Source organism: Streptomyces sp. NPDC048442 (assembly GCF_040651475.1).
In the GTDB taxonomy this organism is placed as follows: domain Bacteria; phylum Actinomycetota; class Actinomycetes; order Streptomycetales; family Streptomycetaceae; genus Streptomyces.
This window is the reverse complement of the sequence record NZ_JBEZKB010000029.1, coordinates 1-24,878: the sequence shown is the minus strand read 5'-3', so window position 1 is coordinate 24,878 and position 24,878 is coordinate 1. Positions and strand designations below refer to the sequence as shown.

Genomic DNA, 24,878 nt, shown 5'->3' with positions numbered 1-24,878 from the left:
TCGTCGTGGCCCCAGCATGCGGCAGGCACGGGAAGTTGACGCCGCCCGGGAAAGCGGAGGCGCCCGCCCGCCCGACCGTCAGCGCCCCTGGGGAGGGCCCTGCGGAAGACCTTGCGGAAGGCCTTGCGGAAGGCCGAGCGCCGAGCCCGCGTGCACCGTGATACGTACCGGCTTGAACTCTGTTGCATCCAACGGGAGTTGGCCCGTACCGGAACCACGTGCGTAGCGCGGGTGGGCACCGCCGCTGACCTGGAGGCGTACGCGGTGCCCGGCGGCGAAGCGGTACGCGGTGGAGCTCATCGCGACAGTGGCCGCCGACGGGTCTCCGGCGGTACGGAGCGAGGTGATGCCGTCGCAGACGTTGACGGAACGGTCCGCAGGGTCCACGTCGCAGAGGCGGGCGAAGACGTCGGCGTAACCGGTGTCGGTGGAGATCCGGAAGTGCGCGAAGACCGGGCCGAGGACTTCCAGGGGTTCGGTCAGCGGCGGGCCGGTGAACGTGAGGACGTCGTCGCGCGCCTCCAGGGCGGTGTTGTCGCGGGCGCCGGCGGCCGGAGAGATCAGCGACCCTCCGACGGACGGGGTGGGATCGGCCGGGTCGTAGCGGAAGGAGGCCACGGGGTCGTCGTCCGTGGGTGCCTGCCGAATGAGGTGCCCGCCGGAGGCCGGGAACCAGGGGGTGCCGGACGTACCGAATGCACCGGACCTACCGGATGTGCCGGACGTGCCGGATGTGCCGGACGTGCCGGACGTGCCGGACACGCCGCCCACACCGTCCGCTCCCTGCGGCCACTCGTCGAGGTCCCTCCACTCCCCTCCCCCCTTCCCCCCGCCCTCACCGACGTGCACGCGCACCGCCGTGGGGCGCAGCCCGGACGGGTCGTCGTACAGGTGGGCGCGCAGCCAGGCCAGTGTCTCCGCGAACACCTCGGGCCAGCCCTGCTGGAGTGCGGTGGTGTGTGTCCACGGGCCGACGAGCAGCGCAGTCTCGCAGCCGGCCGCCCGCAGCCCTTCGTAAGCCTGGAGGGTCTGGTCGGCCAGGCCGTCGTGCCACCCGGTGACCAGGCTGGTGGGTACGGTGGTCCGACCGGCCACGGCGGCGAGTGAGGCACCCTCCCAGTAGGAGTCGTCGGGATCCGGATGGGCCATCACCCCCTCCAGCCAGGGCAGTTCACCGAGGGTGGGTTCGTACGCCCCGCGCAGCGGCCGGGCGGCGACGATCCGGCCGAGGTGGCGCTTGAGACGGATCATCGCCTTCATGAAGGGTCGGATGCCCTGGTGCTGGTACGCGACGCCCATGCCACCGACGAGCGAGTACTCCAGCTGGAGCGCCCCTGTGGCGCCGCCGGTGCCGGGCGCGTGGAAGAGGGTGTGCGGGTCGTGCATGCCGACCTGGATCGCCATCGCCTTGAGCTCGGGGGGCGGATCGAGGGCCAGGGCCCACTGAACGTATCCGAGGTAGCTGGGGCCGACGGTGCCCAACTTACCGTTGAACCACGGCTGTTGGCGCAGCCAGGCAACCGTGGCCCGCCCGTCGGCGGGCTCGTTGCACCAGTAGTGGAAGCTTCCCCCCGAGCCGCCGGTGCCTCGGCAGCTCTGCAGGACGACATGGAAGCCCTGTTCGGCAAAGAGAACCCCGTACAGGGGCGACCAGGGGATGCTCCTCCCGTAGGGCGAGCGGACCAGGAGGGTGGGGAAGTCGCCCTCTCCGCGCGGGAAGTAGTGGTCGGTGATCAGCGTGCTGCCGTCGGCCCCCGGCACTTCCAGCCCCGGCCGCCATCCCACGTCGTACCGCTTGGCCGGCAGCTTGCGCCAGGTCGCCCGCATCAGCCGGGAGGCCAGGGGCGGCTTGGCGGCCGACGCGGCCCACTCACTCCCGTCGACCCCGTTGACCCAGCTAGCCCAGCTGGCCTCTTTGGCTTCGCCAGTCCCATTGGCCCCGCCGACCCCGCCCGCCACATCACGTTCGTTCTGCATCGCAGCCCCTCTCCATTATTTCCGTACGCTGTACGAGAATAGCGGATGCTTGGATGGGACCACACGGCCACCCGAGAACCGGCCACCCGAGAATCGAGAAGCGACCATGACCCGCGGCGACAACCCAGCCCCCGCAGCCGTCGACCCGCAAGAGCTCTGGCTCGGCATCGGAGCCGCCCGGTCCGGCAGGGGCCGCAAGCCCGCCTTCACCCGCGGGGCGATCACTGCCGCGGCGGTCACCCTTGCGGACGCGGAGGGGCTGGACGCGGTCACGATGCGGCGGGTGGCAGCCGAGGTCGGGGCAGGGGTCATGTCCCTCTACAGTTACGCCCCCGACAAGGAAACCCTGCTGGAGCTGATGGTCGACCACGTCAGCGCCGAACTCGCCCCGGCCACGACCGCATCCCCCCTCACCGGCGACTGGCGCGCGGACCTCAAGTCCGTCGCCCGCCTCCAGCGCGCCCAGATGCTGCGCCACCGCTGGCTGCCGGCCGCGCTGTCCACCCGTCGCTCACTGGGCCCGAACGCCCTGGCCTTCCTGGAGCACGCACTGGCCGCCCTGCGCCCCACCGGACTGGACGGCGCCGCGAAGCTGGAGGTCTTCAGCCAGCTGACCGGCTTCGTCTCCAGCTACGTCGGCCACGAGATCACCCAGGCCGCGGCGGCGGACCACCCCGACCGCACCGCCGCCGAGATCCGCTATCTGACCGCCGTCGCCGCCGACGGCCACCACCCGGAACTCGCCGAAGTACTCGCGGCCCCGCCGCGCCCCCTCTCGCCGGACGCGATGTTCACCCGCTTCCTGGACCGCCTGGTCGGCGGCCTCGACACGGACTGAACCCCCACTCCTCCCCCACCCCTCTCACCACTCCCGAGCAGCCACCAACTCCTCCGTGTCCGCGTTCGCGAAGCCGTACGCCTTCGCCACGAACCGGAACTCTCCGGCTATCTCCTCGCGCGCAATGGTGTCGATCTCGCTGCCCGCCTCGTCGAACTCGGCCTCCAGATCGTTGAACTGCTCCGTCGCCACCTCCGTGAGCACATACAGCGCAGCCAGATCCGCAGGCCTCTCCGCCTCGATCCGCTCGCACAGGCCCGCCAGGACCGCCCTGCCCCGGTCCAGAACGTGCTCCGGGTAGTAGTCGGACCCGTACAGCGCGCGCAGGAACACACGGTCCTTCACCTGCTGGTTCGTCACCGACGACATGTCAGCACCCCATCTCTCCCGCCGAGCCGGCACACGGAACGGGCCGACACAACCGATCGTGCACCACGGGTCTGACAATCCCCCTCCCTCCGCGTTTCGGCCACCACCCCTCGGAGGGAGTTCCGGGTGCCGCAAGGGTCGATGTATCCGGCCGCCGACGCTCGCCGTACGCGGGCACGGGAGTCGCTTCGTCTCAAACACGTGTGTTCGAAACGGAGGGGCACGACGTTGACCAGAGCGAGACCACGCACTGATCAACTACCTGCCCAGGGAGCCCAGTTGACCCCTTCCGACACCAACCGCACCAACCGCACCCAGCACGAAGCAGAGCCCGAACCCACCGCCGGCCCTTCCGCCGCGCCCCCTCCCCCGCCACCCGCTGACCTCACCTTCACCGGCAAGCACTCCGCCAACCCCCTCGGCCAGGTCTCCTTCCGGCACCTCTGCGGCCGGCTCCCCTCCGTGCTCCGGCACATCGCCCGGATGTCCTGGGACATCGACCGCCGGAACGTCGTCCTCCTCCTGGCCTGCCAGCTGCTCACGGGCCTGGCCGCGGGCGTCCTGCTGACCGCCACCGCCCGTGCCATGCAGCCCCTCCTCGGCGGCGGTCCGGTCGCCGACCGACTCCAGCAGGCCTTCCCCGCCCTCCTGGTCGTCGCCTGCGCCGCCGCCTGCACCCGGGCCGCCACCGCTCTGGGTACGTTCGCGGAGCGCCGCATTACACCGGAGCTGACCTCCCGGGCGGACTCCGCGCTGGTGGAGGCGGTGTGCCGGGTGGAGGCCGCGGCGTACGGCGTGGACGGGTTCGCGGACCGCCAGGAGGCCGCCGAGATGGGGGTGGTACGCACCCACGTCATGGTCGCGGACGCACAGCGCTTCCTGTCCGCGCTGGTCAGGATGGCCACGGCGGGCGGCGTGCTGTCCGTACTGCATCCGGCGATGCTGCCGCTGCTACTCCTGGCCGTGCTTCCGGCCGGTGCCGGCGCCGTGCTCTGCGCACGCATCGACTACGAGATCCACTACGCGAACGTCTCCGACCGCAACGTCCGCTCCACGATGCGCTGGTGGTCGACCACCCCGAAGTACGCCGACGAGGTACGCGCGAACGGCATGACGGGCTATCTCCTGTACTGGTACCGGTCGTTGTCCGCGCGCATCGACCGGCGCACGCTCGCCGCGACGCCCCGTACGCTGCGCATCGCGCTCGTCTCCGCGGCGGTGGGCGGATTCTTCGCCGTCGCCGCCTGGGCGGCACTCGCCTGGCTGGCGGCGACCGGCCGCATCCCGCTGTCCGTCGCCGCGACGGCGGTCGTCGCCGTACAGACGAGCCTGGCCGCCCTCGCCCAGGTCGTCATCAGCGGCGCCGCGGTCTTCCACACCAGCCTCTACCTGAGCGACATGCGGGCCTTCCTCGACGACGCGGCCCGCCGCACGACCGCACGGGGCCAACTCGCCGCCACCGCACCCGTGGAGGAGATCCGGCTCCGCGACGTCACGTACCAGTACCCCGGCAAGGACACCCCCGCCGTCGACAACATCTCCCTCACCCTGCGGCGCGGCGAAATCCTCGCGATCGTCGGCGTCAACGGCTCGGGAAAGTCCACCCTCACCCGTCTCCTGACCGGCATCTACCTCGCCGACAAGGGCCAAGTCACTTGGAACGGAACGGACTTGACCCGTACCGACCCCGCCACCATCTGGCAGCACACCGGCCTCGTCCCGCAGATCTTCGCCCAGTGGCCCCTGCGGGTCCGCGAGAACGTCACCCTGGGCCGGCCCCGTACGCACGACGACGAACCCGTCTGGGCGGCGATCGACGCGGTCGGCATGCGCGAGGCAGTCGACCGCCTCCCGCACGGCCTCGACACTCTCCTCGCCCGCGAGGTCTTCGGCGGCGCGGAACTCTCCGGCGGCCAGTGGCAGCGCCTGGCCTGCTCCCGGGCGCTGTACCGCCGCCCGCCCCTGCTCATCCTGGACGAACCCACCTCACAGATGGACCCGCGCGGCGAACACGGCATCTTCGAGCGGATCAAGGCCATCGCCGCCGATCGCATCACCATCGTGGTAACGCACCGCCTGGAGAACACGAAGATCGCGGACCGCATCATCTGCATGGAGAACGGCAGAATCACCGAACAGGGCCGCTACGAGGACCTGGTGCACGGCGGCGGCCTCTTCGCGGAGCTGCTGGAGCTGTCGCAGGACAGGTAGCCGCAGCACGGACAGTCGCAGGACAGAGGGTCATGGAAACGACTCGCCGGCCCGGGAGGTCCCGGGCCGGCGACGCCTTGGTTACGGCTCGAACGGGCGCGATGCGCTGCGCCAGCCGAGTGACAGGGCAAGGCCCACGTCAATTCGGAAAGCCAGTCCCTTTGAGTCCCTCACAGGCCCTCCTCATCCTCTTGAACATCTCTTGACCTGCACTTTTCCAAAAGGGACCGAAGGAGAGACTAAGGGAGGGCAGTCCGGTGTCAGCGGGCAGAGAGCATCGCGCCACGCCGAACACCCCCTGTTCTAGGCCGACTTCTCCCAGACCGAAACATGCGTGCCGCTCTCGTTCGTGAACGGCTCCCTCCCCCACCCCTCCCAGCGATCGCGCAGCCGCATTCCGGCGAGCCGGGCCATCAGGTCGAGTTCGGCGGGCCAGACGTACCTGAAGGGGATCGAGCGGTACGAGCCGCGGCCCTCGACGACCTCGATGTAGTTCGAGCTCATCGACTGGGTGGCGACGTCGTAGTGGTCGAACGCCCAGCGGGTGGGGGTGACTTGCATCGGTACGGCGTCCTGTCCCGGCGGCAGCAGCCGCAGCTCCGGGACTCCGACTTCGATGACGAAGGTGCCGCCGGGGGCGAGGTGGTCGGCGGCGTTACGGAAGCAGGCGACCTGCTCGTCCTGGGTGGTGAGGTTCATGATGGTGTTGAAGACGAGGTAGGCGACGGAGAACTTCCCCCGCCCCTCCGCCTCGGCGGTGGCGAAGTCGCCGATCGTCACGCCCAGTGCGTCGCCGCCCGGCTTCTCGCGGAGCTTGCGCACCATCGCGCGGGACATGTCGATGCCGTGGACGGGTACGCCACGGCGGGCGAGCGGGAGGGCGATGCGGCCGGTGCCGATCCCGAATTCGAGGGCGGGGCCGCCTGCGGCGAGTCCGGCGAGGAGATCGGCGGCGGGCTCCACCGCTTCGGGGGTGAACATAGCCGACGTGGGGGTGTCGTAGCTCGCCGCGACCGACGCACCGAAGTAGCCGTCCTCCGGTGCGTCCGACTCGGGGCTCTGGTTCTCACTTGAGTCCATTCGTGGGACCGTAGTGCGCGGCACAAACACCGCGCACCCCATTTTCGCCCCCGCCTCGTTCCGGGCGGGGCAGGTAACTCCCCCCGTACATCGGCAGCTTGATGTTCTCGCCGTAGCGCTCCGCAGCTGCATCGACTCGGGCGGGCGGATGACGTGGTGCCGTATCTGGGGTCGGCAGCCACGGGGCGGCCGGGGCCGTGGCGGGTCACACTCCGACGGTGTCCAGCAGTCCCGGAATGCCCAGCAGGGCCGGAAGTGCGCCCATGTCGTCGAACACGACGGCGCCCGCCGCCTCCAGCCGTGCGGCCCGGCTGAGGCCTCCGCAGTAGCCGAGGGCGCGCATTCCGGCTGCGTGGGCGGCCTGGACCCCGTACGGACTGTCCTCGACGACCACGCACCGCTCGGGGGCCACGCCCAGCGAGCGGGCCGCGTGCAGGAAAAGGTCGGGGGCGGGTTTGCCCAGGGGGACGTCGGTGGCGCTGAAGATGCGGTCGCCCGTGAAGTGGCGTGTCAGGGAGGTGAGTCCGAAGCTGCGACGGATGTCCTGGTGACGGCCGTTGGACGCGACGCAGAAGGGCGTGGCGGAACGGCCGAGGCGGTCGAGGATTTCGCCGATGCCGTCGACGGCGGTCAGTTCCGCCGCGAACGCCTCCTCATAGAGGTGTTCGTACGGCTGCCGCCAGCCCTCCTCAAGGGTGCGACCGAGACGTTCTGCGATGGCGGCGGTGTAAACCTCGTCCGAGGAGCCGACGAACTTCTCAATGATCTCGGCCTCGGTGAACGCACAGCCCAAGTCGGCCGTGATCCTCGCGTCGACCTTCACACAGATGCGCTCACTGTCGACCAGGACACCGTCACAATCGAAGATCACAAGCTCGATGGGGCCCACGACACCAGCCGAAACAGTCATGCCGGAAAGGGTAAACGGCAGCTACGCCCGCCGGAAACAAGCTGGTTGAAGGAGGAGAGATGGAACAACTGGTCATCGCGTCCACCCAATACGCCGCCGTCTGCCAGGACTGCGGCGCCGAGGCCAGGTGGCACGGCGTCCAGGTCCTGCTGAACGGTTCCCTCACCTGGGACACCGAATGCGCCTGCCCGGCCTGCGGATTCCGCCTGGCCGTCTGCGGTGACGAACTGCCGGACAAGCTGCGCGAGCAGCTGCTCGAAGAGCACAGCCCGGCCACGCTGCACGTGAACCCGGCCGCCAGGAGCGCCCCCGTCATGCAGATACTGCGGGCCGAACTCGGCCTCGACCTGACAGCCGCCAAGGCCGCACTGCACCGGATCCGGCTCGGGGAGTACACCGGCACCCTCCCCGAGATGGAACTCCTGGCCCGGCAACTGAGGGCTTCAGGCATCGACGCCGTCGCCCACTCACGCACCGCATAAGGCCGCATAAGCCCTCCCGCCGGCGCAACCGGGGCAGTCGGCAGGGCAGCCGGCACAGCCCTGTCAGCCGGCACAACATTTCGTTGCGCAGGTCCGCCGATCGGTTGTTTGACCCGCTGGTGTGCTTCTCGGTTTGATCTCGCTGGTCGGTGTGGGGTCGTTCGGACGAGAAGCCGGGGGTGCGGGGCATGGTGGCCGTACGGTCGTTGGGGCGGGCGTTCGGGTGGCTCTGGACGGCGTACGCGGTCAGCGCGCTCGGCACGTGGCTCGCGTTCGACTCGTTCTCCTTGATCGCGATCTACGTACTGCACGCCGGGGCGACCGAGGTGTCGGTGCTGGCCGCCGCAGGGCTGGCGGTCTCCGCGGTGGTCGCGGTGCCGCTGGGTCCGTGGGTGGAGTTCCGGCGCAAGCGGCCGGTGATGATCACGATGGACCTGGGCCGGTTCGCGGCACTGCTGAGCGTCCCCGCGGCGTTCGCGCTCGGTGCGCGCAGCTTCGTCCAGCTCCTCCTCGTGTCGGTGGTGGTCGGTGCGTCCGACATCGCGTTCACGGCGGCCGGCGGCGCGTGTCTGAAGGCGCTCGTACGGCCGCAGGACCTGGTCGTCGCGAACGGGCGGTTCGAGTCGACAACCTGGACAGCCACCATGCTCGGACCCCCGCTGGGCGGGGCCGTACTGGGGCTGTTCGGACCGGTGCTGACGGTGCTGACCAATGCCGTGAGCTATCTGTTCTCCGCCTTCGCGATCCTCGCGATCGGCGGGCGGGAACCGCGACCCGCACTCACCCGAGCCCCGCAACGACTACGGGTCGGCGACCTGCTCGCCGGGTGGCGGTACATCCTGGCCGACCCGGTACTGCGTCTGCTGTTCTGCAACACGATCCTGGTCAGCGGCCTGATCATGGCGATCCAGCCGCTGCTCACCGTCCTCATGCTCAGCCACCTCGGGTTCGCACCCTGGCAGTACGGTCTTGCCTTCGCGGTGCCCTGCATCGGCGGCCTGCTCGGATCGCGCCTGGCCGGCCGGCTCGTCACCCGGTTCGGGCAGCACCGGGTCATGTACACCGCCGGGACGCTGCGGGCCTGCTGGCTGCTCGGGCTGGTCTTCGTCGGTCCTGGCGTGGCCGGGCTCGTGCTCGTCATGGCTGTCGAGTTGGGCCTGATCACCTGCATGGGCGTGTTCAACCCGGTGTTCGCCGCCTGTCGGCTCGAACGGACCCCCACGGAGCGTGTCGCCCGTACCCTCTCGGCCTGGTCGGTCACCAGCAAGACCACCGTCGCCGCGCTGACCGCTCTGTGGGGACTGCTGGCGGGCGTCACCGGCCCTCGTACGGCCATCGCGATCGCCGGCCTGCTCGCCCTGGCCACTCCGCTCCTGCTTCCGCGGCACGACTGGTCACCCCGCGGCGCCACCGCGAAGCTCGTCCCATGAGCCCTGCGAGCCCTCCGCGCCCTGCGAGCCCCATGAGCCCCTCGAGTCCTGCGAGCCCCGTGAGCCCTGCGAGCCCCACGCCGGACCCCGCACCGGCCGACACGCCCGCCCCCACCCGCTGGTCCCCCGACCCCCGAGCCCTCCACGGCCGCGTCGCCCTCGTCGCCGGGGCCACCCGCGGGGCCGGGCGCGGCATCGCCGCCGCGCTCGGCGAGGCCGGTGCGACCGTCATCTGTACGGGGCGTACGAGCCGCTCCCCAGGCGCCACGACCCGCTCGGACTACGACCGGCCGTCGGAGACGATCGAGGAGACCGCCGAGCTCGTGACCCGGCTCGGCGGCACCGGCGTCGCCGTTCCCGTCGACCACCTGGACAGCGGCCAGGTGCAGGACCTCGCCTCGTACGTCCGGGACACGCACGGCCGGCTCGACGTGCTCGTCAACGACATCTGGGGCGGCGAAGTCCTCAAGGGCGGCCCGGCCGACTGGAACACCCCGGTCTGGGAACACGACCTCGACGACGGGCTGCGGATCGTCCAACTCGCCGTGCACACACACCTGATCACGTCCCACCACCTCCTCCCGCTGCTCGTCGCCGAACCCGGCGGGCTCCTCGTCGAGGTCACCGACGGCTCCGCCGAGTACAACGCCTCGCGCTACCGCATCTCCGTCTTCTACGACCTGGCCAAGACCGCGGTGAACCGGCTGGCCTTCTCCCAGGGCCACGAGCTCGCCCCGTACGGCGCAAGTGCCGTCGCCGTCACGCCCGGCTGGCTGCGTTCGGAGATGATGCTCGACAACTACGGTGTGACGGAGGCAAATTGGCGCTCCGCGCTCACGCCGGGACCGGAGCCGGGGCGGGGGCCGGGGCGGGGGCCGGGGCCGGACCCCGGCCGTCCCACCGCTCCGCCCGGGTTCGTGCGGTCCGAATCGCCGCGCTACGTCGGCCGGGCCGTGGCCGCGATGGCCGCCGACCCGGCCCGCTCCCGCTGGAACCAGCGCTCCGTCACGTCCGCCGAGCTGGCCCGGGAGTACGGCTTCACCGACGTGGACGGAACCCGCCCCGACTGCTGGAGCGAGTGACCGCCTCCGCGAGTACCGTCCCACCGGACCCGAGTGAGTACCGTCCCATCGGACCCCGTCCCCGTCAGCGCTCGGGCTGGTTGAGGGTGCCGAGCGTTTTGACGTGGCCGACGGACTTGAAGCCCCAGTCGAGGAGGGCGCGGGCCTCGCGGTAGACGGCGAGGCCGTTGCCCTGCTGGGGGTTGAGGACGGTGACGATCAGGGTCCGGCCGCCCCGGCGGGCGGCGGCGATGAGGGTGTTGCCGGCCTTGCTGGTGTAGCCGTTCTTGATGCCGATCAGGCCCGGGTAGCGGCCGACGCCGTCGGCTCCGGTGAGCAGCCGGTTGGTGTTCTGGATGGGGTACGAGGAGATGTGGCTGCCGTCCGCGCGGGTACTGCTGGGGAAGCGGGAGTACGCGGTGGCGGCGTACTGCGCGAACTGGGAGTTCTTCAGCCCGGCCCGCCCGAAGAGTGCCAGGTCGTACGCGGTGGAGTACTGGCCGGGTGCGTCGTAGCCGTCCGCGGTGACGACCCGGGTGTTGCGGGCGCCGAGCGCGCGGGCCTTGGCCTGCATCTGCGTGACGCTGGACTTCCAGCCCCCGTTCATGGCGGCCAGGACGTGCACGGCGTCGTTGCCCGAGCGCAGGAACGTGCCGCGCCACAGGTCGGCCGCCCGGTACGTCCGGCCGGCCTTCACACCGACGACGCTGCTGCCCTCGCCCACGCCCGCCAGGTCCTTCTTGCTGACCTTGCGGAGGGCCTTGCCGGGAACGCGGGGCAGTGCGGCGAGCGCGAACAGGGCCTTGAGGGTGCTGGCGGGAGGCAGCTTCGTATGCGGGTTGTGGGCGGCAATCACGGCGCCGGTCTTCGCGTCCGCGACGATCCACGCGCGGGCGGACACCTTCTTGCTCAGGGCGGCCCGGCTGCCCGGGGCACCGGCCAGAGGCTCGGCTGCGTCAGAGGTACCAGGTGCGGCGGAGGTACCGGGTGAGGCGGAAGGAGAGGCGACGGAGGCGGCTGCGGGGGTGGCGAGTAATGCGGGGGACGCGGGCAGGAGGAGCAGTACGGCTACTGCTCCCGTGACGACTCGACAGGATGCTGCGGCGGAGGCAGATGTGACGGTCATTCAGTCACAGTAAGGAGGGGCCGTGAAGACAACCGCCCTGAATTGAGCCAACTGAGGAATCCCGGGGCATCGCACCCGGCCGGTCGGCGCTACGGGTGTGCACGGGGACTGGTACGCACGGGGCCGGTACGTACGGGGCAGGTACGCACGGGGCCGGTACGTACGGCTGTGACGGCGAGCGTGCTGTGCCGCATGGTGAAAGCGCCGCCCGCCTCGTCGATGGCCGCGCCGAGGCCGGACATGACCGCGGCCTGCAGATCGGCCGGAAGCGTGGTGTGGACGCCGGTGGTGGAGACCTGCTCCAGCCACTCGTCCCGGGCGTAGGCCCGCTCCCAGTCGAAGCGCCACCGCTGCGGTGCGCCGAACGCGCCCGTCCCGCGCATCGCTTCGGCCGCCCCGTCACACACCGTCTCGTACGGTCCCGTGGCCGACTTCTCCCAATGGCGTACGGCCGGCGAGCCGGGCAGCACCCGGCGGTAGACCTCGGCGAAGGCCCGAGCCAGTTCGGGGGCGGGGCTGCCCCCGTTCCAGAACAGGGAGAACGGACCGCCGGGGCGCAGCACCCGTGCCACCTTCGCGGCACCGGCCGCCGGGTCCACCCAGTGCCAGGCCTGCCCGGAGACGACCGCGTCGAACTCCCGGCCCACCGGGTCCCAGTCCTCGAAGGCCGCCACCTCGACGGCGAGCCCGCGGCTCCGCGCCGACTCGGCCATCCGCGCGTCGGGGTCGACCCCCAGCACCCGGCACCCGGCCGCCTCGAACTGGCGGGCCGCGATCCCCGTACCGCACCCGACGTCGAGGACGTCGAGGACGTCGGGCATGTCGCGGGCATCCTCCGCCACGAGGCCCACCACCCGGTCGATCAGGGCCTGGGGATAGCGGGGCCTGGACCGGTCGTAGCGTTCGGCGTCGATGCCGAACGACTCGGCCGTGCCACGGAGTTGGTGAGGTGCGGGCTCGGGAGAGGAATCGGGCTCGGGAGAGGAATCGGGATCAGGAGAGGAATCGGGATCAGGCGCGGGCTCGGGCGTACGCTCCGAAGGTAGAGTGGGCATGCGCCCACTATGAGTGGGCAGATGCCCACTCGTCAATCGGCGTGTGCGGGAAGGACGTTGGGGAGGCATGCGGTGCCGACTGGGGTAGCCATCCGGGATGTACGTGAGCAGCTCTTCGCGGCGGCGGAGCGCGTACTGCTCAGGGACGGGCCGAGCGCGCTGACCAGCCGGGCGGTCACCGACGAGGCGGGCTGCGCCAAGGGGGTTCTGCACCGGCACTTCGCCGACTTCGATGATTTCCTCGCCGGGCTGATCCGAGAACGCATCGCCCAACTCGGCACCCAGGCGGCCGAATTGGTCGGCGCTGTCGGAAACGGAACGGTGGCCGACAACCTCACCCACGCCCTGACCGGCCTCTTCGGGCCGGTCGCCGTGGCGGCCGTCGGCCTCGTGGTCTCCCGGGACGTCCTGCGCGCCCGGCTCCGCGAGACCACCCCGGTCGGCCTCCCGCTGCTGACCGAGGCCACGGCGGTACTCGCCGCCTACCTGGCCGCCGAACAGACCCGTGGCCGCATCGCACCGGACGCGGACCTCGACGCCCTCGCCTCCACCCTCATTGGCACCGGCCACCTGCTCTTCGCCGACAGGACCGGCACCGCACCGGAGGCGGAAACCGTGCGCCGAGCCGTGCTCGGCGTCGTCGGCGGGACCCTCAACAACCCGGCTGATCAATAGAGTTCGTGAACGGCGTGTCCTCCGGGGCCTTTGCGCGTTCTTCTCTGTGTGCTGCGGCCGGCTGGCCGCAGGAATATCCAGGAGGACCCCCGATGAACAAGCTCAACAAGGCCGTTGCCCTCACCATGGTCGCCGGTGGAATGATCGCCGCCAGTGCGGGCGCCGCCTCGGCCACCAGCGGCGCCGACGCCAACGGCAAGGCCATCGGCTCCCCCGGCGTCATCTCCGGCAACCTGGTCCAGGTCCCGGTCCACGTCCCCGTGAACGCCACCGGCAACTCGGTCAACGTGATCGGCCTTCTCAACCCGACCTTCGGCAACCAGTCGTCGAACAGCTGACTCGTCCGGCATAGCCAAGACACAGCCGACACAGCCCACGCGCAGAGGGCCTCCCGGAATCCACCGGGAGGCCCTCTGCGCGTGGAGCAGCCTCACTCGCCCTCGACGACCTCGGTGTCGACGACCTCGGTGTCGTAGAAGCAGAAGTGGCCCTTGATCGCGGCGACTTCGGGCTTCGGGTCCTGGTACGCCCACACCAGATCGGCTCCGCCGGGCAACGACCAGTACGAGGCATCGCCCTTGAAGGGGCAGTGGGTGGAGGTGTCCGACGCGGTCAAGTGCTCGGTACGGACGTCCTCGGGCGGCAGATAGTAGCGGACCGGCAGCCCGGTCTCGTGCAGCAGGAGCGGCCGGCGGCTCTCCGCGAGCAACTGCCCGTCCCGTACGACACGTACGTGCGCCGTGCCCTGCTCGACGGTGATGCGATGACCCTTGCTTGCTTCGCCCGTGCTGTGAGATGTCATACCGGATTCAGCGACGGGGCCTCCCTGATTCTTCCCGCTTCTTCCCGCTTCTTTCCTCCCGAGGAAGACGATGGCGTCCATGCCGCCCCAGTCGGCCTCGTCCCTCGTGAGGTGGGACATGGGTACGGGGTCCGGCAGGACGCTCGGGTCCAGGTGGGCCGCGACGAAGGCGTAGCGGTCTCCGACGGCGGACGCCGCGACGAGGGCGCCGGCGCTCCACCAGCGCAGTTCCGTACCCGCGAAGGCCATGACGGACAGGTTGCGCTGCAGGTGGATGTTGTGGGCGAAGACCAGGCACGGGCCGCGCCTGGCGTCGGCCGCCGCCAGGGCCAGCAGGTTCTCGGCCATCATGGCGCCCCTGACCCCGAGGACGACCGACATGCGGTCGGGCGCGGTGGAGGCCAGCGCCGCGTGATAGCGCAGGAGTCCCCTGGCGGTACGGGCGTGGGCGTACGCGCGGTCGAAGGCGCGGTCGAAAGCGGTGTCGAAGGCGCCCCCGGCCGGGTCGCTCCGCCGCAGTCCCGGCAGCTCGGACTCGTACACCGCAAGTACGTCGTTGGCGGCGAGCCGCAGCGTGCGGGCCCGCTCCGAGTCTCCGACGGAGCGGGTGGGATCCATGAAGGCGGCCGGTTCGGCCCAGGGTTCGTCGTCGCCGAGGAGCGCGCGAAGGGTGTCCGTGTCGTACGGGACGCGGTGTGCGGGCAGGTGCTCGGTCAGGTACGCGTGGGCCGCCAGCAGGGCGGTGCGGGGGCTCGGGGTGTCGCCCTGTTCGATCGGGGCGTCGAACCCGTGGAACCGGACCTGGTCGGCGGGGTCGAGGCGGGCGTTGTGCTCGCGGAGCCGGACGACCAGGTCGCGGTTGGCGGGCGAGGTGCCCCAGCCGTGGCTGAACCCGATGGCCAGGGCCTGGTCGAGGTCCCCGGTGCCGGCGGTGAGGTGATCGTCGATGGCAGTCGCCGCCAGCCAGTCGCTCTCGACGGCGAGGGAGCGGTAGCCGTGGTGGTGCACCAGGTGCATCAGCATGTCGTTGCGCAGCTGCGGGAACACCTCCACGCCGTGGGTGGGTTCGCCCAGGCCGAGGAGGAGTGGTGGCTGCGGGAAGGTGCCGAGCAACCGGTCGACGGCGGAGGCGAGTTCAGCGGGCCCGTCGCCGGGACGAAGGCCGAGGTCGTGGACGGAGGGAGGAACGGAAGGAGGAATGGAAGGAGGAATGGAAGGAGGGCGGGACATGGTGAACCCCTTCGAGAGGGAAGCCGGGGGTGACGAAAGTGGCCTGCGAGGGGGCGCGCTCCCCTTCCCTTCCACCGTATCCTTGAACAATCCATTGAGACTTTTCACCGAAGTCCCAAGCTCCGCAGCGCCCAAACCCTCAAAGGAGGCACGTGACACCCCGCGCTCTCCGTCCCGTCGATCTGGCCCGCGAGCACGGCCTCTCCACCCAGGCCGTACGCAACTACGAGGACGAGGGCATCCTGCCGCCGGCCGTACGCAGCCCCTCCGGTTACCGGCGCTACACCGCCGTGCACGCCCAGGCCCTGCGCGCCTTCCTCGCCTTGCGCCCCGGCTTCGGGCACCGTACGGCCACGGACATCCTGCGGGCCGCCCACCGGGGCGACACCGGAACCCTCTTCCGCCTCGTCGACCGCGCCCACGCCGACCTGCTGCGCGAACGCGACACCCTCGACGAGGTCACCGCCGCACTTGGCGCGCTGACCGCCGCGCCCGTTCCGTACGACGAGGGCCCCGGCGCCCAGCCCGCCATCGGCACCCTCGCCCACCAGCTCGGCATGCATCCCGCCTCGCTGCGCAAGTGGGAGGCCGCAGGCATCCTGCACCCCCGCCGCGACCCCGCCACGGGCCACCGCCGTTACCCGCCCGAGGCGGTGCGCGAGGCGTACGTGGCACGCCAACTCAGGCGCGGCGGCTATCCGTTGACCCGTATCAAGGACTTCACCGACCGGCTGCACGACGCGGGCACCACCAGGGCGCTGACCGACGTCCTGGCCGAATGGCAGACCCGCCTCGCCCACCGGAGCAGGGCGATGCTCGCGGCCGGGCAGCACCTCCACGGCTATCTGGAACTGGCAGCGCCGCAAGCGTAGGGACGGAAACGGAGTGGGTGGGGGCGGGAGTGTTCGGGGCACTCCCGCCCCCGGTCCTCACGGCCGTCAGTACCAGAGCTGGTAGGGCTGACCGCCGTTGCAGGCGAAGGTGCGCAGACCTTCGTGGCTGTCGTCCAGGCACCGGCCGGTCGCCTGGTTCAGGAGCTCGACGCCGCCCTTCCAGGCCCTGCGCTGCCAGCGCTGGTACTTCTCCGTGCCGTCGCCGCACGCGAAGGCGCGCAGGCCGTGCTCGTCGCTGTCGTCCAGGCAGGCGCCCGTGGCGACATTCTTGAGGACGCGGACGTTGCCGCCCTTGTCGTAGACGGTCCACCGCTGGTGGGGGTTGTCCGCCGGGCCGCACGGCATGGGCCGCAGGCCGTGCTGCGAGTCGTCCAGACATGCCCCCGTGGCACGGTTCTTGAACGTCTGCACGCCGGCGGCTGCCGACGCCGTGGCGGCGGGGAGAGTGGCGAGGGTGAGAGCTGTCACCGCACACATCCCGGTGACGAGTCTGGCGAACCGGGAGGTCTGACGCTGATTCACAATGGTTCCTTTCGGCTGTGCTTCCGCCTCCACCGTCGCGGCCGCCGCTCTCTTGCCGGTCACTCCCCAGTCACTCCCCAGTCACCCGCCCGGTCACCCCCTCTCGCATTCCGCGTCCGTGCCGTCACTCTCCGTCGTACGATCGTCCCGATGCGTGCACGGTACGAATTCAAGCTGCTGGGACCGCTGGAAGTGCGCCGGGACGGGCTCCCGGTGTCGCTGGAAGCCACCAAGCTCCGGTTACTGCTCGCCGCCCTGCTCCTGGAAGCGGGCCGGGTCGTCCCCGTCGACACCCTGACGCAACGGCTGTGGGGCGAGGACCCTCCCGGGCGAGCCCGCAACACCTTGCAGAATTACGTTCTGCGACTGCGCCGCGCACTGGGGCCCGGCGTCGTGCTCACCCATTCCCAGGGGTACTTGATCGAGGCCGGGCCCGACTGCCTGGACCTCCTGCGATTCAACGCCCTGGTACGGGACGGGCGTACAGCGCTTTCGTCAGGTTCCGTGGAACACGCGGCGGTACTGCTGGGCGAGGCCCGGGGGATGTGGCGCGGCGAACCGCTGTGCGACCTGCCGGCCGAGCTGGTACGGGACATCGCCCCCGCCCTTGCCGAACAGCGGCTGGACAGCGACGAGTTGTGGATCGAGGCGGAACTCGCGCTGGGCCGTTCCGACGCCGTACTGCCGGAACTGCGGACGCTCGTCTGCGCACACCCGCTGCGCGAACGCTTCTGGGCGCAACGGATGCTCGCGCTCTACCGGTGCGGGCGGCAGGGCGAGGCCCTGGAGTGCTACCGGGAGGCGACCGCACTCCTCGCGGAGGAGCTGGGCGTGGACCCGGGCGCCGAACTACGCACCTTGCACGGAAAGCTACTGGCAGCGGCACCGGAACTGGGAGTGCCGGGTGGGGCTGCGGCTGCGGACCCACGCGTACCGCACGCACACGCACATGCACCGCACGCACATGCACCGCACACACCACATGCCCCGCACGCACCGCACGTCGAAGCCCCGCCCGCCACCCCCCACGTCCGAAGCCTGCCCATCCCGCGCACCAGCCTCCCGCACACCCCGCGCGCCGGCCATCCACCCACCCCGTGCACCGGAAACCTGCCTGCCGAGACCACCACCTTCGTCGGCCGTGAGGTCCAACTCGCCCATGCCCGTGCGCTCCTGACGACCTCTCGCCTCGTCTCCCTCACCGGCGTCGGCGGTGTCGGCAAGACCCGGCTTGCCCTGCGGGTCGCCGCGGAGGCCGCCGGTGGGGCCGTCGGCAGTCGATCCGCCCGCCCCTTTGACCTCTTCCCCGACGGCGTCTGGCTGGCCGACCTCGCACCCCTCACCGAACCGGCCCTGCTCGACCGGGCCGTGGCCGCCTCCCTCGACCTGCGGGACCAGTCCGCCAGGCCCGCCGCCGACGCGGTGGCCGAGCATCTGCGCGACCGGCGACTCCTCCTCGTACTGGACAACTGCGAGCACCTCGTCGAAGCCGTTGCCACGCTGGTACTGCGCCTGCTGCGGGCAGCACCCGGGTTGCGGGTGCTGGCCACCAGCAGGGAGCGGCTCGGTGTGCCGGGCGAGTACGTCCTGCTCGTACCGTCGCTGACGCTGCCCCGCCCTGAGGGGTTCCGCAGGCTTCATCCGCCCGACACACCCCACGCACCCCACGCACCCCACAGGCCCTACGGATCGTCGCAGGAGGCCACCCACCGGACCAGCGACGACACGTCGGAAGCGTTCCGGCTGCTCGTCGAGCGGGCTCGGGCCGCCGCGCCCGCCTTCCGCGTCACCGACCGCAACAGCGGTGCTCTCGCCCAGCTCTGCCACCGACTGGACGGCATTCCGCTGGCCGTCGAACTCGCCGCCGTACGCCTGGGCACCATGGCTCCCGAGGAGATCCTGGACCGGCTCGACGACCGTTTCCGGCTGCTGTCCGTTCCGCACACCCGCACCGCGCCCTCCCGCTACCAGCAGACCCTGCGCGGGGTCGTCGACTGGAGCCACGACCTGTGCACGGAGGGCGAACGGCTGCTGTGGGCGCGGCTGTCGGTCTTCTCCGGCAGCTTCGACCTGGAGGCCGCCGAGGCGGTCTGCGCGGGCGTGGACGAGAGCGCGGACGAAGACGACGGCGACGACGGAGACGGAGACGACGGCGAGGGCGAACCGGCAGGCGGTGGCATCGCTCGCGAGAACGTGCTCGACCTGCTGACCGGGCTGGTCGACAAGTCGATCGTGATGGTCGAGACCGATGCGGACGGAGCATCTCCCAGGGCCAGGTACCGGCTCCTGGAGACCATCCGGCAGTACGGCCGGCACCGACTGCGCTCCGCCGAGTACCCGGGGCGAAACCAGGACGCCACGACCGCCCTCCGCCTCCGGCACTGCGCGTACTACCGCTCCCTGACCGCGCGCGCCGCCGCCGAATGGTGCGGCCCCGACGAGGCGGACTGGCTGTCCCGGCTCGACCGCGACCTGCCCAACCTCCGTGCCGCCCTGGACTTCTGCGGTACGCAGCCGGGGCGGGCCGTCGTCGGTCTTGAGATCGCCGTGAACCTCACCAGGACCCGCTCCTGGTTCTTCTGCAGCACCCTGGGCGAGGGACGCCACTGGCTGGAGCGTCTGCACGGCCAAGTCAGCGACCTACCACCCGAGTTGGGGGTCACGGTGGCCGCCATGAAGTCGTGGATCGCGATCTGTCAGGGGGACGTCGGAGCACCCCGTACGCTGACCGCCGAGTGCGTGGGCCCTCCGGGTCCGGCCGGTCCCGCCGCCCCGGCCCTCTTCATCGAGGGGGCGCACTCGATGCTCGTACTCGGCGAACCCGCCTCTATCGACATCCTCGTACGCACCCGCGCCGGGTTCCTGGCGGCAGGCCACACCGGCGACGCACACATGTGCACGATGCTCTGGGCGATGGCCGCCGCCTTCCTCGGAGAGCGGGAGACCGCCTTCCTGGCCCGTGAGGTGTACGTGGCGGAGGCGGAGCGCGCGGGCGCCTACTGGGCGCAGACCTGGGCCCAGTGGTGTGCGGGGGTGGCCGAACTCCGGCACGGCGACCCGGCCCGCGCGATCGCCCCGATGCGCGGGGCACTCGTCCGGCAGCACGGCCTCAGGGACCGGTGGGGTCCGGTGTGGAACGTGGAGACCCTCGCCTGGGCGGTAGCGGCGACCGGACGCCACCACAGGGCGGCCCGCCTGCTGGGCGCGGCGCACCGGCTGCGGGAGATCACCGGGGTCGCACTGATCGGGCTGCGCCCCCTCCACGACGTACATCTGGAGACGGTGGAACTGGTACGGACCGCACTCGGCCGGCAGGGGTACGAGGAGGCCTGGGAGCGGGGAGCGGCGGCGGAGGACAGCGTGGCACTGGCCCTCGAACTGACGGACGGCGGCGCTGCACCCTGAGCGGCCACCCCGGACAACTGCCGGGCGTGCGCTCCGATTGCGGAGGTCCGATCTCCGATTACGGGTGACGGGGGTGTGGCTGAGTGTGATCGGTGAGACAGCCGTATCGCCGTACCACCGGACAGCCGCACCACCGGAAGGAACAACCCCCATGGGCCACACCGCCACCCTCTCCGCCTCCGTCACCGTTGCCCTCTGCGGCGTACTGACGCTGGGTCCCGCTGCAGTCGCGACACCGGAGGCACGGACGGCCCCATCCACCTCGGCCGCCTCGTCCGCCCCCGTCACCTCGTCCGACACCGAGGACTCCAGCACCGAGGACTCCGACACCAAGGACTCCGACACCAAGGACTCCAGCATCAAGGACAAGGACCGCGAGAAGCTCGCGTCGACCTTCCGTACCGCCACCAAGTTCGGTGCGGCGTCACAGAAGACGGGCAAGGTCGCCGGGCTCGCGATCAACGGCGAGAAGGACGAGAAGAAGCTGCAGCAGGCCCGCAAGGACTCCGACCAGGAGCTCGACAACCTGATGGCCATCATCCCCGGCGGCTCCCCCGCCACGACGGACGGCCGCGCCGGCGCGCCCCCCGCACGAGTCGACCTCAAGTCGTCGGTCGAGCTGATCAAGGCCGACACAAAGGCGCTGGTGGAGGCCGCGCTGAAGGCGGACGTCGAGGCGCTCACGACGGCCGGTGGGACGCTCATGGTCCACTTGGGCCAACTGGCCACCACCGTCTTCATGGAGATCGGGCTCGGCTCGGTGAAGGAAATGCTGCCGAAACTGCCGGCCCTCGGCCAGCTGCCGAGCTTCCCCGGCCTCCCGGGTGCGGAGGCGCCGGCACGCCGCTGACCCACCGGACGCAGGGGGCACGCGAACCCCCAGGAGCCCCCTGCGCAACGGCCGGACAACCGGCCGCGCCACCCCATGTACCAACCTGGTCCAGACCTCTTGACGATTGGTCTGGACCTACTTAACGTGTGGGCGCATCTCACCCTCATCCCACCCGCGTCGCAAAGCTCGCCGCACCCGCGCCGCACCCCCGCGTCTCCCGGTTCCCCCACCCAGGAGGTCCAGCATGTCCCCACGCGCCCGCACCACCACACTCCCCCGCCTGCTGACGGCGGCCCTGACCGCAGCCTGCACAGTCATCCCCCTCACCGCCACAGAAGCCCCCGCAGCCTCAGCCTCCCCCGCCGCCGACACCTGCCCGGTGAAATCCAAGCCGACGGGGAAGGTCCTCCAGGGCTACTGGGAAAACTGGGACGGCGCCGCCAACGGCGTTCACCCGCCGTTCGGTTGGACACCGATCACCGACCCCCGCATACCCCAGCACGGCTACAACGTCATCAACGCCGCGTTCCCCGTGATCCTGAACGACGGCACCGCCCTGTGGGAGGACGGCATGGACGCGACCGTGAAGGTCGCCACGCCCACCGAAATGTGCCAGGCCAAGGCGAGCGGCCTCACCACCCTGATGTCGATCGGCGGCGCAGCGGCCGGCATCGACCTCAACTCCCCGGCAGTGGCAGACAAGTTCATCGCGACGATCGTCCCGATCCTGAAGAAGTACAACTTCGACGGAATCGACATCGACATCGAGACGGGCCTGGTTGGCAGCGGCCAGATCACCAAGCCCTCCGCCTCCCAGTCCAACCTCATCCGCATCATCGACGGCATCCTCGCCCAAATGCCCTCGAACTTCGGCCTCACCATGGCCCCCGAAACCGCCTACGTCACCGGCGGCAGCGTCACGTACGGCTCGATCTGGGGCGCGTACCTCCCCATCATCAAGAAGTACGCGGACAACGGCCGCCTCTGGTGGCTCAACATGCAGTACTACAACGGCAACATGTACGGCTGCTCCGGCGACTCCTACTCCGCCGGCACCGTCCAGGGCTTCACCAAACAAACCGACTGCCTCAACAAAGGCCTCGTCATCCAGGGCACCACCATCAAGGTCCCCTACGACAAGCAGGTCCCGGGCCTCCCCGCCCAACCGGGCGCGGGCGGCGGCTACATGTCACCCAGCCTCGTCTCCCAGGCCTGGAACACCTACAACAACCAGCTCAAGGGCCTGATGACCTGGTCCCTCAACTGGGACGGCTCAAAGAACTGGACCTTCGGCAACAACGTCAAGGCCCTCCAAGGACGTTGACCCCACCAGGAGCTCCTTCCCCGCAAGCTCCTGGCCTCCCCACCGTGGGCCGTACCTGCTCCGGACAGGTACGGCCCACGAGTACAACCGAGTGGCCTCGTCGGCTCTCATCCCGGCGCGCAACTCATCGCACACATTCTTCCTAGTACTGACTTCTGGGAGTCGTTTTCGAGCTCGGGGGGACAGAGGGGGGACAGCGCGTTAGGCAACCTCCACGTCCTGCCCGTCGGGGGATTCCGGGGGGGCGAGAGTGAGGTGGGGGTTCGCGGATTGTGATTCCGAAGTCGGTGTGCGGCGTGGCACGAGCGCGACGGGTACGTCGGCTTCGGCTTCGGCTTGGGCTTCGGCTTCGGCTTCGGCTTCGGCTTCGGCTTCGGCTTCGGCTTCGGCTTCGGCAAACTGCGGCATCAGACTCGTGTACGTCTATGCGGTGAGCACGTAGGAGCTGTGCCCCAGCAGGGCTTGGATGCAGGTGCGGCACCGACTCGTTCCCGGAGCGTGGCCGGAATTGGCCAGGCACCCTGGCGCGACCCTCTGGGTGAACTTAGGGTCACCGTTGATCCACTGGCCGTGTGCGAAATCACTCCACCGGCCTGCGCGAATCCGTCGAGAGGGACCCTTCATGGCAGTGACCCCGGTACGGCTCGGTGAGCTGGACATCGCATTCACCAGTACTTTCACCCTTCGGTACAACGACTCCGGCACCGGTGCGAAGCTGGCGGGCAGCTTCTACCACCCGGTGCCGCCGGAGGGTTTCCGCGCGCTCGGCAGCATCGGGCGGCCGGACTACACCGATCCGCAGGGGAGCGTCGCGGCGGTGTGCGTGCGCGCGGCAAACACCGGTTCCACCCCGCCGCTCGCCGACGCGGTCGACTACAAGTGGGTGTGGGACGACAGCGGCACCGGCGGAAAGATGGACGGCACCTGCTGGCGGCCGGTCCCGCCGCCCGGGTACAAGGCGCTGGGCAACGTTTTCACCAACTCCTATTCCAAGCCCTCGCCGAGCGATGTCACCTGCGTACGGGAGGACCTGGTCGCAGTCGGCGCCGCCTCGGCACTCGTCTGGAACGACTCGGCGGGCGGCGGCAAACACGACTTCAGTGCCTGGCAGATCAGCGCCCCGACCAGCTACATCGACGAGACGGCCGATGCCAGCAAAGCGATGATCGCGCCGGAGACCTTCGTGGGCTACGCCGGTTACGCACAGCCGCAGTTCCGGGAGGAGATGAACATCCTCTGCCTCCCGCTGCCCTCGTCCAAGCAGTCGGTGACACTCACCAAGCCCGTCCTCACCAGCCGTGACCGACCGGCGCAGACCACCTCGCCGGTGACCGACCACCGTGTCACCGTGCCGTTCACCGCCGTCCAGGATTCCGCCAAATCGCTCGCGTGGAAGATCGAGAAGTCGCCGTTCTACACGATCGAACGTCAAGTGTGGTGGACGCTCCTGCTGTTCAACGACAACGCCACCAGCACCGACCAGACCCTTGAGGACGCGGTGACCGTCGGCGTCGAGAAGACCAGGAGCGAGACCTTCCAGAGCAGTACCGGTCTCTCGGTCACGGCGGAGACCGGTGTGAGCTTCTTCGGGGTGGGGGCGAAGGTGAGTGCGACCGTCAGCGTCACACTCGGCTACGAGTCCTCCACCGCCATCTCCCAGTTCCAGTCCCGCACCGTCACCCGCCGTCTGGTCACGCCGAAGGGCACCGCCGGTGCGTTATGGGTCGGCTCCTACGCCTTCCGCGCCGTGCGCGCCGACGGCACGGTCGTCGCCGCACCGCTGAAGTTCGACGGCGAGAGCTTCCACCACGCCCAGTTCCCGGCGGCGGCCGGCACCGACACACCTGTCAGTACCGTTCCCGCCAGGGCCTGGATCATCGCCAAGCACAGCGGCAAGGCCGTCGGTGTCGCAGGCAACAGCCAGGACAACGGCGCTCAACTCATCCAATGGGACCGCTACCGGGGCGACAACGAGAAATTCACCCTCGAACCGGCCGGAGACGGCTCTCACTACATCGTGCCCAAGCACAGCGGCAAGGCCATCGGCATCGCAGACAACAGCCAGGACAACGGCGCCCAACTCATCCAATGGGACCGCTACCGGGGCGACAACGAGAAGTTCACCCTCGAACCGGCCGGAGACGGCTCCCACTACATCGTGCCCAAGCACAGCGGCAAGACCCTCGACGTCCCAGGGGCGAGTGTGGAGAACGGCACCCAGCTCGTCCAGTGGAACCGGAGCACCGGCGACAACCAGAAGTTCCGGCTGGAGACCATCACCGACCAGGAGTGGTGATGACCGGGCCGGTCCGGTAAGTCGTTACCCCCGTACGGTTCAGGTCTTTCCGGACGCCCGGCAGCCCCGCCCCCGCAAGCACGCCGGAAGGATAAGCGGTAGCCCCGCGCGTGAGCAGCAGGGAACCGTAACGAGGGGGCCGCCGACAGGATGGCGTCCCACAAGCACTGACGAGGGCCCGGATGCACACGGATCCGGGCCTTCTCGTCCCTGGTGACCGGCTCGCCATGACTAAATACGGAGCTGACAGCCCGCCACGCTGCTCACTTAGAGATCGTCTCATTTGGTCGATTGGGTAGTCTGGGCGCGTGATGATGGTCGAGCGTCTGGTCCCGGACGGGTTGTGGGAGTTGTTCCAGC

The 24,878-nt window shown here is 70.2% G+C and carries 21 protein-coding genes; 12 read left to right on the top strand and 9 right to left on the bottom strand.

Annotated elements, in window-relative coordinates; translation table 11 throughout:
* Window positions 1-78: 78 nt before the first annotated feature.
* Complete coding sequence (locus AB0D18_RS32935; RefSeq protein WP_362427171.1) at window positions 79-1,827, bottom strand: CocE/NonD family hydrolase; 1,749 nt, start codon at window positions 1,825-1,827, stop codon at window positions 79-81.
* 256 nt (window positions 1,828-2,083) lie between these two features.
* Between AB0D18_RS32935 and AB0D18_RS32930 the strand changes: the two genes are divergently transcribed.
* The gene (locus tag AB0D18_RS32930) at window positions 2,084-2,815 is read left to right on the top strand and encodes a TetR/AcrR family transcriptional regulator (protein ID WP_362426981.1); all 732 of its coding nucleotides are present in this window, start codon (window positions 2,084-2,086) and stop codon (window positions 2,813-2,815) included.
* Window positions 2,816-2,839: 24 nt separating this feature from the next.
* Here the strand turns inward: AB0D18_RS32930 and AB0D18_RS32925 are convergent, their stop codons facing one another.
* A complete protein-coding gene (locus AB0D18_RS32925) occupies window positions 2,840-3,184 on the bottom strand; it encodes a DUF5713 family protein (RefSeq protein ID WP_362426979.1) in 345 nt (114 codons plus the stop codon).
* A 483-nt stretch (window positions 3,185-3,667) separates the two neighbouring features.
* On the opposite strand from AB0D18_RS32925, the gene AB0D18_RS32920 reads away from it, so the two are divergent.
* Entirely contained in the window at window positions 3,668-5,395 is a 1,728-nt protein-coding gene (locus tag AB0D18_RS32920) for an ATP-binding cassette domain-containing protein (RefSeq protein ID WP_362427168.1), read from the top strand.
* A 303-nt stretch (window positions 5,396-5,698) separates the two neighbouring features.
* On the opposite strand, the gene AB0D18_RS32915 is transcribed toward AB0D18_RS32920, so the two are convergent.
* Together AB0D18_RS32915 and AB0D18_RS32910 are read right to left on the bottom strand one after the other, a co-directional pair.
* Complete coding sequence (locus AB0D18_RS32915; protein WP_362426976.1) at window positions 5,699-6,475, bottom strand: class I SAM-dependent methyltransferase; 777 nt, start codon at window positions 6,473-6,475, stop codon at window positions 5,699-5,701.
* Window positions 6,476-6,680: 205 nt separating this feature from the next.
* On the bottom strand, window positions 6,681-7,385 hold the full coding sequence (locus AB0D18_RS32910; protein ID WP_362426973.1) for an HAD family hydrolase: 705 nt from the start codon (window positions 7,383-7,385) through the stop codon (window positions 6,681-6,683).
* A gap of 59 nt (window positions 7,386-7,444) precedes the next feature.
* Here AB0D18_RS32910 and AB0D18_RS32905 point away from each other — a divergent pair, with 59 nt between their 5' ends.
* The 3 genes from AB0D18_RS32905 (at window position 7,445) to AB0D18_RS32895 (ending at window position 10,379) form a co-directional block, all read left to right on the top strand.
* Entirely contained in the window at window positions 7,445-7,867 is a 423-nt protein-coding gene (locus AB0D18_RS32905; protein WP_362426971.1) for a hypothetical protein, read from the top strand.
* Window positions 7,868-8,055: 188 nt separating this feature from the next.
* The gene (locus tag AB0D18_RS32900) at window positions 8,056-9,297 is read left to right on the top strand and encodes an MFS transporter (protein ID WP_362427165.1); all 1,242 of its coding nucleotides are present in this window, start codon (window positions 8,056-8,058) and stop codon (window positions 9,295-9,297) included.
* Between the two features lie 59 nt (window positions 9,298-9,356).
* Window positions 9,357-10,379, top strand: a complete 1,023-nt coding sequence (locus AB0D18_RS32895) for an SDR family oxidoreductase (RefSeq protein ID WP_362426968.1) — start codon at window positions 9,357-9,359, stop codon at window positions 10,377-10,379.
* Between the two features lie 64 nt (window positions 10,380-10,443).
* On the opposite strand, the gene AB0D18_RS32890 is transcribed toward AB0D18_RS32895, so the two are convergent.
* Window positions 10,444-11,484 carry a serine hydrolase gene (locus tag AB0D18_RS32890; protein WP_362426965.1) on the bottom strand — a complete coding sequence of 347 codons (1,041 nt, stop codon included), beginning with the start codon at window positions 11,482-11,484 and terminating at the stop codon, window positions 10,444-10,446.
* An 89-nt stretch (window positions 11,485-11,573) separates the two neighbouring features.
* The gene (locus AB0D18_RS32885) at window positions 11,574-12,539 is read right to left on the bottom strand and encodes a class I SAM-dependent methyltransferase (protein ID WP_362426962.1); all 966 of its coding nucleotides are present in this window, start codon (window positions 12,537-12,539) and stop codon (window positions 11,574-11,576) included.
* 72 nt (window positions 12,540-12,611) lie between these two features.
* Between AB0D18_RS32885 and AB0D18_RS32880 the strand changes: the two genes are divergently transcribed.
* Both AB0D18_RS32880 and AB0D18_RS32875 read left to right on the top strand, forming a co-directional pair.
* On the top strand, window positions 12,612-13,214 hold the full coding sequence (locus tag AB0D18_RS32880) for a TetR/AcrR family transcriptional regulator (protein WP_362426959.1): 603 nt from the start codon (window positions 12,612-12,614) through the stop codon (window positions 13,212-13,214).
* Between the two features lie 92 nt (window positions 13,215-13,306).
* A complete protein-coding gene (locus AB0D18_RS32875) occupies window positions 13,307-13,552 on the top strand; it encodes a chaplin (protein ID WP_362426956.1) in 246 nt (81 codons plus the stop codon).
* Between the two features lie 92 nt (window positions 13,553-13,644).
* Here AB0D18_RS32875 and AB0D18_RS32870 read toward each other — a convergent pair whose 3' ends face one another.
* On the bottom strand, window positions 13,645-15,246 hold the full coding sequence (locus tag AB0D18_RS32870; protein ID WP_362426953.1) for an erythromycin esterase family protein: 1,602 nt from the start codon (window positions 15,244-15,246) through the stop codon (window positions 13,645-13,647).
* A gap of 152 nt (window positions 15,247-15,398) precedes the next feature.
* Between AB0D18_RS32870 and AB0D18_RS32865 the strand changes: the two genes are divergently transcribed.
* Window positions 15,399-16,118 carry a MerR family transcriptional regulator gene (locus AB0D18_RS32865; RefSeq protein ID WP_362426950.1) on the top strand — a complete coding sequence of 240 codons (720 nt, stop codon included), beginning with the start codon at window positions 15,399-15,401 and terminating at the stop codon, window positions 16,116-16,118.
* Window positions 16,119-16,184: 66 nt separating this feature from the next.
* Here AB0D18_RS32865 and AB0D18_RS32860 read toward each other — a convergent pair whose 3' ends face one another.
* Window positions 16,185-16,661, bottom strand: coding sequence for a ricin-type beta-trefoil lectin domain protein (locus AB0D18_RS32860; RefSeq protein ID WP_362426947.1), 477 nt, complete (start codon window positions 16,659-16,661; stop codon window positions 16,185-16,187).
* 150 nt (window positions 16,662-16,811) lie between these two features.
* Between AB0D18_RS32860 and AB0D18_RS32855 the strand changes: the two genes are divergently transcribed.
* The 3 genes from AB0D18_RS32855 (at window position 16,812) to AB0D18_RS32845 (ending at window position 22,222) form a co-directional block, all read left to right on the top strand.
* The gene (locus tag AB0D18_RS32855) at window positions 16,812-20,066 is read left to right on the top strand and encodes a BTAD domain-containing putative transcriptional regulator (protein WP_362426944.1); all 3,255 of its coding nucleotides are present in this window, start codon (window positions 16,812-16,814) and stop codon (window positions 20,064-20,066) included.
* 151 nt (window positions 20,067-20,217) lie between these two features.
* A complete protein-coding gene (locus AB0D18_RS32850; protein WP_362426941.1) occupies window positions 20,218-20,916 on the top strand; it encodes a hypothetical protein in 699 nt (232 codons plus the stop codon).
* A 226-nt stretch (window positions 20,917-21,142) separates the two neighbouring features.
* Window positions 21,143-22,222 carry a chitinase gene (locus AB0D18_RS32845; protein ID WP_362426939.1) on the top strand — a complete coding sequence of 360 codons (1,080 nt, stop codon included), beginning with the start codon at window positions 21,143-21,145 and terminating at the stop codon, window positions 22,220-22,222.
* A gap of 201 nt (window positions 22,223-22,423) precedes the next feature.
* On the opposite strand, the gene AB0D18_RS32840 is transcribed toward AB0D18_RS32845, so the two are convergent.
* Window positions 22,424-22,630, bottom strand: coding sequence for a hypothetical protein (locus tag AB0D18_RS32840; RefSeq protein ID WP_362426936.1), 207 nt, complete (start codon window positions 22,628-22,630; stop codon window positions 22,424-22,426).
* Window positions 22,631-22,844: 214 nt separating this feature from the next.
* Here AB0D18_RS32840 and AB0D18_RS32835 point away from each other — a divergent pair, with 214 nt between their 5' ends.
* Entirely contained in the window at window positions 22,845-24,518 is a 1,674-nt protein-coding gene (locus AB0D18_RS32835; protein WP_362426933.1) for an RICIN domain-containing protein, read from the top strand.
* Window positions 24,519-24,878 lie beyond the last annotated feature (360 nt).